Origin of the sequence: Gordonia sp. NPDC003585 (assembly GCF_040610755.1) — a bacterium.
GTDB lineage: Bacteria > Actinomycetota > Actinomycetes > Mycobacteriales > Mycobacteriaceae > Gordonia.
Map to the genome: position 1 here is coordinate 26,257 of NZ_JBEXMX010000038.1, position 14,408 is coordinate 40,664.

Genomic DNA, 14,408 nt, shown 5'->3' on the forward strand with positions numbered 1-14,408 from the left:
GGTGGCACCGATGAAACTGACGATCAAAACCTGGCGACAAGAGAACGCCGATGCCGCAGGGCATTTCGAGACCTACACCCTCGACGACGCCACTCCCGAGATGTCCTTGCTCGACGTCCTCGACCGACTCAACGACCACCTGGTGGCCCGTGGCGAGGAACCCGTCGCCTTCGATTCGGACTGTCGCGAAGGCGTGTGCGGATCGTGCGGGATGATGGTCAACGACCGGCCGCACGGCCCCACCCCCAACACGCCGTCGTGCCGTCAGCATCTGCGACACTTCGGCGCCATCACCGAGCTCAAACTGGAACCGCTGCGCGCCAAGTCCTTTCCGGTGGTGCGCGACCTCGTCGTCGACCGTTCCGCGCTCGACCGCGTCATCGAAGCAGGTGGACATGTCGCGGTGAATGCCGGCCAGGCCACCGATGCCGACGCCCAACTCGTGCCGCACGACACCAGCGAAGCGGCCCTCGACTATGCCGCGTGCATCGGCTGCGGCGCCTGCGTGGCGGCCTGTCCCAACGGTGCGGCGCACCTGTTCGCCGGCGCGAAACTCCTGCACCTGGCCGCGCTGACGCAGAGCAAGCAGGAACGCGGCCGTCGGGCCAAGGCGATCACCGGGCAGATGGAACACGACTTCGGGCCGTGCTCGACCTACGGTGAATGCGCGACGGTGTGCCCGGCCGGGATTCCGCTCGACGCCATCGCCGGCGTCAACCGGGAGGCGATGCGATTCGGCGTCCGCCGCAAGCCGAACTGATCACCGGCCGTACAGCGTGACTTGCTCAAGCCGAAGAGCGTGGCCTCGCCACAGAAACCGCACCTGCCGTCAGAAACCTCAGGTGTGGCCGGAAACCGCTGGTGCGCGTCGGGTTTCTGGCCAGACACGCGGTTTCTGACATCGCGACACGCCGACCGATCCTTGGCCGGTCGGCGAAGCGGCCGCCATCACAGCCACCACAGAGACCTCACCTGCGGTCAAAGACCGGCAGCCCGAAGGTCTCTGATCAGAAATGAGGTCCCTGTCGCAGTGGCGGTTCGGAACAGATTGCTGCCACAGATGACACCGATGAGCGTCGATACGCAGATATACGCATCTGCGGGCTCAGTGGTGTCATCTGGGACAACCGGTCCGGACCCGAACCGGCCCCGTGGGTCGCTGTTGCCCACCGCGTTCCGCCGAACGTGGTAGCGCCGTTGACCAGGTGCGCAAGCGCCGCCGTCGGCCGTCGGCCAGATCGGGCCACTGAAAGTAGGGGAAGTAACTCGTCCCCGAGGCTTGGTGTCTTCCCCGCCAATTTTCCAGGGGACGACTCCGAACCTCGCGGAAGAAACTTCTTCCCCTACTTTTGGTGGGATGGCCACGGACGGCCCCTCCGTCGGCGTTGCCGACGATCATAGAGGCGGGAAGTGTGCGGCCGTCCGAAACGGTCTCCGTCAGAGGCCACCGAGGGCAGATTTCCCTCGGAGGCACCTCAGGACGACCGCTTCGGACACCATGTCGATAGGCCCGGCGATCTGGCCCCGGCAGAAGCACCGTCGATCCGACGACGACCGCAGAAAGCAGAGGATTGCCGACCTGGCAGCCCGAAGTCACCGCTACCGAGGCCTATTGCGACGGCCACTGATTCTGGCCGGGGTACTGGTTGTACCCGCCGGGCTGGTTCCCGTATCCGCCGTAGCCCTGACCTCCGGTCGGGTAACCGGTCTGGGGCATTCCGCCGTTCTGGTATCCGCCGGCCGCGTATCCACCTGGCTGATATCCGCCCTGTTGCGGCCAGCCACCATACGCGGTCGGCTTCGGCTTCTGCGGCAGCAACAGCATCACCAAGGCGGCGACGGCCACGAAGAACGCGATCAGTGCAGCGAAGAAGACGATCCACAGTCCGTAGCCGGCGCCCCAGTCGTCGGTGTTGCCCTCGACGTCGCTGTCGGCCACCGCCGACACCGGATCGGCGAAGAAGACCGACGCCATCACCATCAGCGCGAAACCGATCAGCACGGAGGCCACCACACCCCACTGGGCGATCTTCGGGAAGAAGAACACCACAGCCGACGCGATGAGCAGGATGCCGAAGATCAGAGTCCACACGCCGGGAGTCGAGGTCTCCTTCTCGATCTCCTTTTCCTGGTCCTTGACCCTGTCGTTGTCCGTGTCCACGCCATCCGCGTCGACATCCAGCGACACCGAACCCAGTCCGGTGATGCTGGCACTGGTGGAGACGCTGTAACTCCCCGCGCTGCTCTCGTCGCTCGCGGTCGCCCACGACAGGCAGCTGAAGATCACCAGCAGGACACCGAGAAACGCGAGAACTCCACCGAAAATGGTGTACAGCTGCTTGTTCGCCGGCCCGGCGAGGAAACGTTCGACGATCACCGGACGGGGCGCACGCGGCTGCGGCGGATAGCCACCGCCCATCGGCTGACCGGGGAAGCCGGCGCCGGGCTGCTGCCCGGGGTAGCCCTGCTGGCCCGGGTACCCGCCAGGCTGCCCGTACGGCTGACCTGGAACCGGACCGCCGGCTGGATTGTTCCAGCCACCCGTCGGTGGTTGGTAAGTCATCAGTTCCCCTTTGTGTGGCTGCGGCCACTCGACAACGATTCATCGCGCAGCATAGCGAATCGCCAGATTGCCGTATCCCACCCGAATGCCCCGGGCTGGGTCACGGTGGCGACCACGAACTCTCTCAGATAGGAGAACCGCACCCGCGGCCCACGGCAACTGACTCGCCGGTAAGGTAGGGACACATGGCCAACTCCGACGACGGCAGCCGGACCGCAAACGTCAGTGGCACGTACGCCCTGCGACGTCGTCTACCGGCAAACATCGTGGGCAACGCCCTGTTCTCGCTGGGAATGGTGGCCCGGGTGCCGTACTTCGGCACCGTGCTGCCATTGGTGCAGGAGATGGAACCCGGCTACTGCAAGGTGACCGCGCCGAACTGGTTCGGCGTCCACAACCACATCGGCACCTTTCACGCCATCGCGGCGTGCAACCTGGCCGAAGCCGCGATGGGGATGCTGATGGAGGCCACCACCCCGACCACGCACCGCTGGATCCCCAAGGCGATGCAGACCAGCTACCTGGCCAAAGCCGGCACCCGACTCACCGCCGAGGCCCGACTCGCCGAACCGATCGACTTCACCGCAATCACCGAGGGCACCGACGTCACCATCTCGGTGCAGGTCCTCGACACCCACGGCACCGAGGTGGTCCACTGCGACATCACCACCTGGGTGACCCCGGCCTGACGGGTCCGACGACGCGCCCGATCCCCTCGGCCTGCCACCACCCCGCCGACCTCTTAGGGTGGAGTGAACCCGGCTCCGAGAAGAAAGGCTGACCATATGTGCGGCATCTGCGGAGAAATCCGGTTCGACGGCACAAGCGCCGACGTGAGCGCCGTGGACACGATGACCTGTGAGATGACCCGACGCGGACCCGACGCGAACGGTCTCTATGCCAAAGGTTCGGTCGCGCTGGGCCATCGACGGCTCAAGATCATCGACCTGTCCGAACGCGGCAGCCAGCCCATGGTCGACCCCGACCTCGGACTCGCCCTCGTGTTCAACGGGTGCATCTACAACCACCGCGAGCTCCGCGCCGAACTCGAGGGCAAGGGCTACCGATTCTTCTCCCACGCCGACAGCGAGGTCATCCTCAAGGCCTTCCATGCCTGGGGCAAGAACTGCGTCGACCACCTGCTCGGCATGTTCGCGTTCGCCGTCGTGGAGACCGATTCCGGAACCGTCACCCTCGCCCGCGACCGCCTCGGCATCAAACCGCTCTACCTCGCCGAGCGCCCCGGCCGCCTCCGGTTCGCGTCGTCGCCGCAGGCCCTGTTGCGCGCCGGGGAAGTCGACACCACCATCGACCGCGTCGCACTCCATCACTACTTCAGCTTCCACGCCGTGGTCCCGGCGCCGCACACCATCTACAACGGTATCCGCAAGCTCCCCCCGGCCACCGTCCGGACCATCACCCCAGACGGTCGTAGTACCGAATTCCGCTACTGGACACCAGCTTTCGAGCCACACCCGGATCGGGCCGAGTGGGACGAGAAGCGGTGGCAGCACGAACTGATCGACTCGCTGCGCACCTCGGTGAAACGCCGTATGGTCGCCGACGTCCCGGTCGGCGTCCTGCTCTCCGGCGGCGTCGACTCCTCCCTCGTCGTCGCCCTGCTCGCCGAACAGGGACAAACCGACTTGGCGACCTTCAGCATCGGATTCGATTCCGCCGGAGGCGAAGCCGGCGACGAGTACGCCTACTCCGACGTCATCGCCGACACCTTCGCGACCGACCATCACAAGATCCACATCGGCACCGAACGGCTGCTGCCCGCGGTGCCCGACGCCATCGCCGCCATGGGCGAACCGATGGTCAGTCACGACTGCGTCGCCTTCTATCTTCTGTCGCAAGAGGTCAGCAAATCGATCAAGGTGGTGCAGTCCGGTCAGGGCGCCGACGAGATCCTCGGCGGATACAGCTGGTATCCGCCGCTCGCGGACACCGCGCGCAGCGAGACCACCAAGGCGTACGCGAATGTCTTCTTCGACCGTTCTCACGCCGAGATCGGCGCACTCCTCAACGAGCCGTACCACGTCGGGGATAACGATTACGACCCGAGTTGGGAATTCGTGGCGGCCCACCAGGCCGCCCCCGGCGCCGATTCGGCGGTCGACGCAGCGCTGCGCATCGACACCACCATCATGCTCGTCGACGACCCGGTGAAGCGCGTCGACACCATGACGATGGCGTGGGGCCTGGAAGCACGTGTGCCCTTCCTCGACCACGAGTTCGTCGAGTTGGCCGCGACCTGCCCGCCCGCCCTCAAACTCGCCCACGGCGGCAAGGGCGTTCTCAAAGAGGCCAGTCGCGCGCTGCTGCCGTCGGCGGTGATCGACCGCACTAAGGGCTATTTCCCGGTTCCCGGCATCCGTCACCTCGAGGGCGGGATCTTCGACCTCGTCGCCGACACCCTCAACTCACAGGCCGCCCGCGATCGGGGACTCTACCGGCAGACCGCGCTCGATCGGCTCTTCGCCGATCCCAACGGGTTCCGAACGCCGTTGGGCGGCAACGAACTCTGGCAGGTGGCACTCCTGGAGATGTGGCTGCAGACCATGGAGTCCGGTACCGCATGAGCCTGGCCACCGACTCCGACGACTCCGCCCTGTCGCCGGTACGTTTCGACGAACGCAGTTGGCACACCTATGCGCCGTCGGTATCGCCGGACGGCAGCGCGTTCGCCTACATCGTCGACGACGGCACAGGCTATCCACGGGCCGCACAGCGATCACTGTCGCGGGGCGGCGTCGGCGAATTGCGGTGGGTCCGCATCCCGGCGAGCGGCCCGGTCCGAAAGCTCGTGCACTCCACCGACGGTCGCTGGCTGGCCGTCGAGATCGCCCCCGGTGGCGGCGAGCACCACCAGGTGTGGGTCGTCACCACCAACCCCGACGACGACATCGCACACCGCGTCGGCGCCGTGCGCACCGACGGCGATCCCGGCCGGCCCACCCGCGTGGCCTCCGGGCGTTCATTCGGCACCGTCACCCTCGTCGGCTGGGACACCGACTGGGTTCTGCTCACCGCAACAGAACTCGACGGCACCGCGCATGCCCTCCGCGTCCACCCCGGGACGGGCACCGTGATGACCCTCGACGTCCGCGTCGGCGGCGCGCTGATCGACTCGTGGAAGGGCGCAACGCTTCTGCGCGTCGGCCCGCGTGGCTATCGCGACATGCTGTTGATCCGGCGTCCTCTCGAGGAGCCCGACGCCGAGGCGACGATCATGACGCCACTGCTGCCCAACGATCCGGGTTCGGTCACCGACGACGGCTACATCCTCGACCAGGGTTACGATCACCCGTCGCTCGTCTTCGTCGGACCGCCCCAGGATTCCGAACGCGACCTCGATTCCGTTCAGGCACTGGTGCTCAGCGATTTCGACGCCAAGTTCCCGCGCCTGCTCGGCGTCGAGGTGGGTGCCGACGGCAAACGGTTCCGGGTCCTCGCCGAGCGGCCCGACGCCGGTCTCGACGAATTCGCCGTGTCGCACAACCAGTCGACGGTGGCATTGCTGTGGAATGTGCGCGGGCGCAGCGAGTTACAGATTCTGACCCTGCCCGACCAGACCCTGCACACGCCGATCCCGCTGCCCGGCGAGGTCGGTGCCAACCTGTCCATCAGTGCGGCCGGAACCCTGGTGGCACTGACGGTGTCGAGCCCACAGCATTCGGCGCTGGTGCATCTGGTGAACACCTCGACCGGCGAGGTGACAGCCGTGCGCGACGATGTGGTGATCAGCGGCGGTCCGTCGACAGCGCTGCGAGGCGAACGCGTCGAGTTCTCCGCGCGAGACGGAATGCCGTTGTCGGGCTGGCTCTATCGAGCACACCTCGAGGATGGATCACCGCCGCCGTGCCTGATCTACTTCCACGGCGGTCCCGAAGCGGAGACCCGGCCCGACTACCAGTTTCTGTTCGGCCCTCTCGTCGACGCCGGGATCAGCGTGTTCGCACCCAACGTGCGCGGCTCAGGGGGCTCGGGCCGTCTGTTCTCGCACGCGGACGATCGGTACGGGCGCTACGCCGGCATCGACGACGCCGCAGACTGCGCTCAGTTCTTGTGCGACAACAAGATCGCCGACCCGGAGTCGGTGTACTGCGGAGGCCGCTCCTACGGCGGCTACCTCACGCTGGCCTGCCTCACCTTTCACCCCGGGGTCTTCGCCGCCGGGATCGCCATCTGCGGCATGAGTGACCTCGAGTCGTTCTTCCGCAACACCGAGCCGTGGATCGCCGTTGCCGCCTACACCAAGTACGGCCACCCGGAATCCGACCGCGAGTTGCTGGCCGATCTGTCTCCGATCCATCGGATCGCCGAGGTGCGCGCTCCGCTCCTCGTCGTCCACGGCGCTCACGACACCAACGTGCCGGTCAGCGAGTCCCAGCAGATCGTGAACGAACTGCGTGCCCTCGGCGCCACCGCGAAGATGCTCATGTTCGATGACGAGGGCCACGAGATCGTCAAGCGGCACAACCAACAACGTATGACCCAGGCGATCGCGGACTGGATTCACGGTCACCCGACCCGCTCGCAAGCGCACACCGCGCTGCCCGTGCGGTGGAGCGGCTGATCCGATGAGTCGCCGAAACCCGAATCGCCTGGTGGCTCAGCTCGTCGAAACCCGTTCCGGCAGTTCGCGAACCGATGTTCTCGAAGAGCTACGCCGGCTGATCTTGTCCGGTGCGGCCGCACCCGGAACCCAGATCCCGCCCGGCGAGGTCGCCGACGCCCTGTCGGTCAGTCCGATACCGGTGCGCGAGGCGCTCAAGACCCTCGTCGGCGAGGGACTGGTGGTTCACCAACCCAACGCCGGATATCGCGTGAGTCAGTTGTCGGTGCACGAGTTGCGCGAGATCTATTTCGTGCGTGGCGTTCTCGAGCAGGCAGCACTCGCGCGTTCGGTCGGCAACATCACCGACGCCGATCTCGACGCCGCCCGCAGCCATCACGCCGATCTCCTCACCGCGGTTCGCTTCAGCGACGGCAAGTCCTTCCACGACATCTCGCGCGAGTTCCATCGCTGCCTCGCGATCCCGTGCGGCATGCCGCGCCTGCTCAACATGTTCGAGGCCACCTGGAATCTGACCGAACCGTTCCAGGTCATGCGCTCGGTCACCGTCGAGACCCAGAATCTCCTCAACGACGACCACGCCGCACTGCTCGATGCCTTCGCTCAGCGCGACACCGGGAACGTCCTCGAGATCGCACGGGTCCATCACGCGCGACTGGAGAGCGCGATCATCGAGACCGCCGAACGACTCGGCGTCCGCCCCGACTGACCTCCCTCTACCGACCAGAAAGATATATCGGTCTGTTAATTCCCGGGTAACAAAGCGTTCCTACGTTGTTTGCAGCAGTAACCTCCGTCGCCACACATCAAGAACCTTTCCCCCGAGGAGACCCCCATGTCGGCACCGACATCCGACAGTGCACCCGCGGCGCATCACAGCGCCGCGGGCGAAAGCGTCATCAAACCCGACTACGATCCCGCACTCACCAACGAGGATCTCGCGCCACTGAAGGAACAGAAGTGGACGTGGTACAACATCTTCGCCTTCTGGATGTCCGACGTACACAGCGTCGGCGGATACGTGTTCGCCGGCAGCCTGTTCGCACTGGGCATCGCTGCATGGCAGGTGCTCATCGTGCTGCTCGTCGGCATCATCGCGGTCAACCTGCTGTGTAACCTCGTCGCGAAACCGTCGCAGCAGGCCGGTGTCCCCTACCCGGTGACCACGCGCGTCGCCTTCGGCATCAAGGGCGCCAACATCCCGGCGATCATCCGCGGTCTCATCGCGGTGGTCTGGTACGGCATCCAAACCTACCTCGCGTCGGTCGCCTTCGGTCTGCTCGCGCTGAAGTTCTGGCCCTCGCTGGAACAGTATGGCGAGGATGGCTCACACTTCTTCCTCGGTCTGTCCGTCGTGGGCTGGGCCGGCTTCATCCTCATGTGGATCCTGCAGGCGTTCGTGTTCTGGAACGGCATGGACACCATCCGCAAGTTCATCGACTTCTGCGGTCCCGCAGTCTATGTCGTGATGATCGCACTGGCCGGCTACCTCATCGTCAAGGCCGGCTGGAGCAATGTGCACTTCGACCTGTCCGAAGGCCCCGGCAAGACCGGCTGGGCGTCGATCACGGCCATGATCAGTGCCTTCGCGCTCGTCGTGTCGTACTTCTCCGGTCCGATGCTCAACTTCGGTGACTTCTCGCGCTACGGCAAGAGCTTCGGCGAGGTCAAGAAGGGCAACTTCTGGGGTCTGCCGGTCAACTTCCTGTTCTTCTCGATCCTCGTCGTCTGCACCGTGTCGGCTGCCGCCACCGTGATCGGCCGTGACCCGGAGACCGGCAAGTTCATCACCGACCCGGTGCACATCGTCGACAAGATCGACAACACCACCGCGGCCGTTCTGGGCGTGCTGACCTTCGCGATCGCCACCATCGGCATCAACATCGTCGCCAACTTCGTGTCGCCAGCATTCGACTTCTCCAACGTCGCACCGACCAAGATCTCGTGGCGCACAGGCGGAATGATCGCGGCAGTCGGTTCGGTCCTCATCACCCCGTGGAACCTGTTCAACAACCCCACCGCCATCCACTACACAATGGACACGCTGGGCGCGGTGATCGGCCCGCTGTTCGGCATCCTCATCGTCGACTTCTACCTCGTCAAGAAGCAGAAAATCGTGGTCGACGACCTGTTCAGCAGCAAGCCGGAGGGCACCTACTTCTACCGCAACGGCTGGAACCCGGTGGCCGTCATCACCGTGATCGCCGCGTCCCTGCTGCCGATCTCGTTCGTCATCTGGGGCACCGTGTACCAAGCGAGCTTCACCTGGTTCATGGGTGCGGGCGCCGGTGCCGTGATCTATTGGGCCGGAATGAAGTTCGCTCCGGCCTCGTTCATCTACGGGGCCCCGAAGGCCACCGCCACCTCCGACATCGAGGTCGCCGCCGACGGCACACCGATGCCGGCAACCTCGATGACCGACACGGTGACGACCGGCGAAGGCGCGGAGGCCGACACACGGACCGTCGAGGCCGAGGTACCCACCACCTCGTCATGAGTCGGCTGTCATGAGATTCTGTGTCATCAACCCGAATACGACGGCGGCGATGACCGCGGTGATCTCGGCGGCGGCGCGCTCTGTGGCGCGACCCGACGCCGAGATCGTCGCGATCACGTCCCCGATGGGACCGGCCTCCATCGAGAGTCATTACGACGAGGCACTGGCCGTGCCGGGGGTGCTCCGCGCGATCGCGGACAACCCCGGCATGGACGGGTACCTACTCGCCTGCTTCGGCGACCCAGGACTCGACGCCGCCCGCGAGATCGCCGACGCACCTGTCCTCGGGATCGCCGAGGCCGCATTCCATCTCGCGGCGCCGCTCGGTCGCGGATTCTCGGTCGTCACCACCCTCGGCCGGACGGTCGGACGCGCCGATGATCTGGTGCGGCACTATGGTTTTGCACGACAGTGCCTGGGCATCCACGCGTGCGAGGTCCGGGTGCTCGAACTCGAGTCCAACCCGGACATCGCCGACATCCTGGTCAAGTCATGCCGCGAGGCGTTGCTGACCGACGGCTCGGACGCGATTGTCCTCGGTTGCGCCGGCATGGCCGACCTCGCAAGCCACATCAGCAACGAGATCGGCGCCCCCGTGATCGATGGCGTAGCTGCGGGTGTAGGGATGCTGTCGGCCATGGCGGCCATGGGCCTGCACACCGGTACCGCGTCCGGCGAGTTCGCACCACCACCACCGAAGACCTACACCGGCCCACTCACCGACTTCGGCCCCCCACTGCGTTGACCGTGCGGCCCCAAACCGTTGACCGTGCATCGCAATTCGTTGACCGTGCGTCGAACCCGCCGTCAGGCGCTGACGTCGAGGTTCGCGATGACCTTGGTCGGTTCGATCCAGACAGCCAACTCGCCGGGCACACCGTTGCGGGCGCCGAACTCGTCGGCGCGGTCGTCACCCATGTATCGGGCACCGCACAACGTCGCGATCCGACGCACTTCACCGAGGTCTTCGCTGGCGACCGCACGTCCCTGCACTTGTACGAACGCGAACGGCGGCGCGGGTAGGTCGACCGACAACGTGACCCGCGGATCACGCAGCACTGCACGACCTTTGGCTGTCGTCGCCCCGGTGTTGAAGGCGATTCGATCGCCGTCGAGAACAAACCACACCGGCGCGACGAGCGGTCGGCCGTCGGACGCGGTGAACGCGAGATGCCCGGTGCGGGTCCCGTCGCTCAAGAACGTGCGCACATCGGGGTCATGGAGATCTGCGGCCGCCATCACTCCACGGTACCCGCCAGCAGCGCACCGATGCGACACGCCATCATCATGATGGTGGCGTGTGGTCCGCTGCGTCCGGAGTTCGGCAGGATCGATCCGTCGACGATGCGCAGCCCCTTGGTCCCGTACACGCCACCGAGCCAGTCGGTCCGGACCCCCATCGGCATGCTGCCCCACGCATGCTGGGAGGTGCCGAACCCGTCGGCGACCGTGATCGAACCGGGCTCGATGACCTCGGCGAACTCCGGAGAACCCAACATGTCCACCACGTCTGCCGCGGCGGACCGCAGGGCGTCGGCCATCGCCGGTTCGACGGCCCCGAAACCCACCGCGACATCGCGCCCTCGCAACCGGAGCGACGCGGGCGAACTCCGCATGGCCGCGACCCCGATCTCGGGTCCGGTCGGCTCCAGTCCTCGAATGTACGACGCGAAATCATCTCGATAACAACGGATCTCCAGCGAATCCTCAGTATGCACCACACTGGGTAGCAGCGGCCCGGGCGTCGCCGGCGAGCCACGGCGATACGTCACCGCCAGGGTGCGGTGCTCGTCGACGGCGAGTTCACGATCGAGGTCGAGTGGCCCCAGTGACGAGCGCAGCAGAATGCCTGCGGTACCGAGCGTCCCCGCGCTCAGGATCACCTCCCCCGCCGACACGGCCGTCGAACCGGCCCGCACCCCGGTGACCACCCGACCGTCCGCCACGATCAACTCGTCCACGTCGCATTTCGTCACGACCCGAAGATTCGGACGCGTCAACGCGGGACGCACGTATGCCTCGGCGGCGGTCATCCGCACGATCCCCGTCCGATTGCCCAGCACCCGGTTGACCCCGACCACGGGCCATCGATCCGCAACCGCGCGCACCGGCACGCGCGACGACCAGTACTCCTCGAAAGCGGATGCGGCATCACCCAATTCATCGTCAGAGACCGGTTCGACGCCCATCGTACCGCCCGGTGCATCGAGTTCGGCATAGGCGGCCGCGATGTGGTCGATCTCCCACCCCGTCGGCCAGTCGGCGAAGTCGTCGGGATGCCACCGCATGAAGTAACCGCCGTTGACTGCCGACGAGCCACCCAACCCGCTGCCGCGCACGACCCCCAGGCCCTCGCTGTCATGCTGGACGGCAAACGCTGCCCCCGGTTCGATGGGAAGCCGCCGCACGTCGCGGATCTCGACGCCGGGCCAGTCGGCGGGTCCACGTTCGAGGACCACCACCGAGCGTTCGGGATCGCGCGAGAGCCGCTCCGCGAGTACGCATCCGGCACTTCCGGCGCCGACGATCACCACGTCCGCCCCGCGAGGGAGATCAGGGGTCGCCACGGTTATGGGCGCAGCACAGGGCGGAGCGCCCCGACGTCACGACGCTCGACGACGCCCTGCCACAAGCCTGCCCCATAGGCGAGGTCGTCGAGGCGGTGCATCAGCATGTACTTGACCGGGCCGAGCGTCGGTGTCGCGGGATCGGCGATCACCTGCCGCACCCAGGAGACGGCCCCCTCGGCGATCGCCACCTCGATCGCGAGTTTGCGGAATCGGGCGGAGATGATCGCCAGGATCAGCGCGAGCGGCCAATAGTGCCGACAGATCGCGCCAGCCGCCTGCAGCAGACCGAATCCGGCGGCGCGGCCGGTCATCTGGGCGGCGACGAGCGGCGCCTGCGGCAAATCGCCGAGACGACGCCGCAACCGAAAGGCGACCTGCGCCAGAATGATCATGGCCAGCGCCGTGCCGATCTTGGTTCGCGTGAGCAGCGCGCCGACCGCGACGGCCATCGGGATCGACATCACGACCGGGGCCGCGCGGTTGCCGTGAAGTTCGGCCAGCCGCGCCGCTCCGGTGCCGTAGTAGCGGCGACGCGACAGCACCGAGCGAAGATCGGTGCGGTGGTCGTGCGACACCCGCGCCACCGGGTCGTAGCGAATCCGCCATCCCGCCTCGTGCATACGCCAACACACATCGACGTCCTCGGCTACCCGGAGCGACTCGTCGAATCCGCAGAACACGTTGCGGCGCACCACCATTGCCGCACTGGGCACATATGCGACGGGAGTCGACGGCACCACCGCGGCCTCGTCGGGGCCCATGTCGAGCGACGACCAGCCGTTCTCGTACCGCTCGGCGAGACCCGGCCCGGAGTCGTTCCCATGCGCCTGCGACCAGTTCAAACCCACGATGCGCGGCGCCACCACGGCGACCGACGGATCGGAGAAGTGCCCGAGCAGCACGGTCAGCCAGTCGGCACTGGGCACCACATCGGAATCGAGGAACGCAACGAATTCGGTGGTCGCCATCGCGGCGCCGACGTTGCGCGCGGCCGACGGTCCGCGGTTGCGCTCAGACCGGATGACCTTGACCGCCGGATCGTTCACGACGATCGGGGTGCGCGATCCATCGTCGACGACGATGACCGGTGTTCCGCTGACCGCGGCGAGCAGCCGGTCGACGCCGGCCTGGTTGTCGCGGACCGGGACGACGATGGTGACCTCATGCGCCTGCGGTCCGAACATCGGCCGCGGGTTGGCGATTCCGGAATCGAGCAGGGATCGGGCCAGGCGACGGGTTGCGTTGTCGCACACCGCTATCCGACCGTCGTCCGACGTCATCCCCAACGCCGCGTCGGACATGCGCAGCAATCGCGTCGGCGAACCGCCCACGAGATAGCGGAGGTCGCCGTGACGTGCGCAGCGCATGTCGATCTGCACCTGGAAGCCGTCCGGCAGGCAGGTCTGCACCGGCGCCGCCTCGATCGACTGCTCGACGGCGGTCATCTCAGGCGCCCGTCGTCGGCGACCTGCCAGGCATCGACGGCCGCACTGCACACCTCGACCATCGCGTCGAGCAACCGGCCACCTTCGGCAGCGGTGGCATCGCTCGGATCGCCGAGCACCCCATTGGGGCTGACCGCGGCCACTCCACCCTCCCGCATGGCCGGCAGGAGCGTGGCCACCGCAGCACAGTTGCCCGGTTCGCTGCGGTCAGACCGGACGAGTTCCGGCGAAAGATGCAGCAGCGCAGATGTTTCGGTGAATCCGGCGTGCGCGTCGGCACTCGGGAACGCGCACGGGAACCACGCTACGTCACGCCCCTCGTAGCGGAGCCTGGCGACCGCGGACCGCAGCGTCGGCCCGTTGCCACCATGTCCGTTGACGAAAAGAAGCCGGTCGGCCCACCGGCATGCGCTGCGCCCGTATTCCAACAACACCTGATACAAAGCCTCGTGGCCGATCGAGATCGTGCCGGCAAAACCCTCGTGCTCACCGCTGGCGCCGTAGGCGAGTTCGGGGGCACGAAACACCGTTCCGGATTCGGCGTGCACGCGCGCGGTGACCGCCGACGCGATACGGGTGTCGGTGTCGAGCGGAAGGTGCGGACCGTGCTGCTCGAGGGCCCCGAGCGGAACCAGCAGCGTGATGGACGGTCCGAGATCTGGCCAACTCTGTTGCCCCAACGCCGACGGTCCCGTCATTCGATCCATGCTAGCGAGACGCTGGTTGGGGCGGAACCGCGTCGCGACAAAAA

12 protein-coding genes are annotated in these 14,408 nt (G+C 66.5%); 7 read left to right on the plus strand and 5 right to left on the minus strand.

The window, feature by feature from the left end:
• Nucleotides 1-10 precede the first annotated feature (10 nt).
• Nucleotides 11-760, plus strand: coding sequence for a succinate dehydrogenase/fumarate reductase iron-sulfur subunit (locus ABZW74_RS12500; RefSeq protein ID WP_355276554.1), 750 nt, complete (start codon nt 11-13; stop codon nt 758-760).
• A gap of 849 nt (nt 761-1,609) precedes the next feature.
• Here ABZW74_RS12500 and ABZW74_RS12505 read toward each other — a convergent pair.
• On the minus strand, nt 1,610-2,563 hold the full coding sequence (locus tag ABZW74_RS12505) for a hypothetical protein (protein WP_355276556.1): 954 nt from the start codon (nt 2,561-2,563) through the stop codon (nt 1,610-1,612).
• 185 nt (nt 2,564-2,748) lie between these two features.
• Between ABZW74_RS12505 and ABZW74_RS12510 the strand changes: the two genes are divergently transcribed.
• The 6 genes from ABZW74_RS12510 (at nt 2,749) to ABZW74_RS12535 (ending at nt 10,387) form a co-directional block, all read left to right on the plus strand.
• A complete protein-coding gene (locus tag ABZW74_RS12510) occupies nt 2,749-3,252 on the plus strand; it encodes a hotdog fold domain-containing protein (protein WP_240860852.1) in 504 nt (167 codons plus the stop codon).
• 96 nt (nt 3,253-3,348) lie between these two features.
• A complete protein-coding gene (locus ABZW74_RS12515) occupies nt 3,349-5,148 on the plus strand; it encodes an N-acetylglutaminylglutamine amidotransferase (RefSeq protein ID WP_240860851.1) in 1,800 nt (599 codons plus the stop codon).
• A complete protein-coding gene (locus ABZW74_RS12520; protein ID WP_240860849.1) occupies nt 5,145-7,145 on the plus strand; it encodes an alpha/beta fold hydrolase in 2,001 nt (666 codons plus the stop codon). Before ABZW74_RS12515 ends, ABZW74_RS12520 begins: the two co-directional genes overlap by 4 nt.
• Before the next feature lie 4 nt (nt 7,146-7,149).
• Entirely contained in the window at nt 7,150-7,854 is a 705-nt protein-coding gene (locus ABZW74_RS12525) for a GntR family transcriptional regulator (RefSeq protein WP_355276559.1), read from the plus strand.
• Between the two features lie 126 nt (nt 7,855-7,980).
• A complete protein-coding gene (locus ABZW74_RS12530) occupies nt 7,981-9,642 on the plus strand; it encodes an NCS1 family nucleobase:cation symporter-1 (protein ID WP_355276561.1) in 1,662 nt (553 codons plus the stop codon).
• A gap of 10 nt (nt 9,643-9,652) precedes the next feature.
• A complete protein-coding gene (locus ABZW74_RS12535) occupies nt 9,653-10,387 on the plus strand; it encodes an aspartate/glutamate racemase family protein (protein ID WP_355276563.1) in 735 nt (244 codons plus the stop codon).
• Between the two features lie 62 nt (nt 10,388-10,449).
• Here the strand turns inward: ABZW74_RS12535 and ABZW74_RS12540 are convergent, their stop codons facing one another.
• Genes ABZW74_RS12540 through mftE form a run of 4 tightly spaced genes read right to left on the minus strand, consistent with a single transcriptional unit; the run spans nt 10,450 to nt 14,355 of the window.
• On the minus strand, nt 10,450-10,881 hold the full coding sequence (locus ABZW74_RS12540) for a PPOX class F420-dependent oxidoreductase (protein WP_355276565.1): 432 nt from the start codon (nt 10,879-10,881) through the stop codon (nt 10,450-10,452).
• On the minus strand, nt 10,881-12,215 hold the full coding sequence (mftG, locus tag ABZW74_RS12545; protein ID WP_355276588.1) for a mycofactocin system GMC family oxidoreductase MftG: 1,335 nt from the start codon (nt 12,213-12,215) through the stop codon (nt 10,881-10,883). The genes ABZW74_RS12540 and mftG overlap by 1 nt, the downstream gene beginning before the upstream one ends.
• On the minus strand, nt 12,212-13,657 hold the full coding sequence (gene mftF, locus ABZW74_RS12550) for a mycofactocin biosynthesis glycosyltransferase MftF (RefSeq protein WP_355276567.1): 1,446 nt from the start codon (nt 13,655-13,657) through the stop codon (nt 12,212-12,214). Before mftF ends, mftG begins: the two co-directional genes overlap by 4 nt.
• Entirely contained in the window at nt 13,654-14,355 is a 702-nt protein-coding gene (gene mftE, locus ABZW74_RS12555) for a mycofactocin biosynthesis peptidyl-dipeptidase MftE (protein ID WP_240860840.1), read from the minus strand. Before mftE ends, mftF begins: the two co-directional genes overlap by 4 nt.
• Nucleotides 14,356-14,408 lie beyond the last annotated feature (53 nt).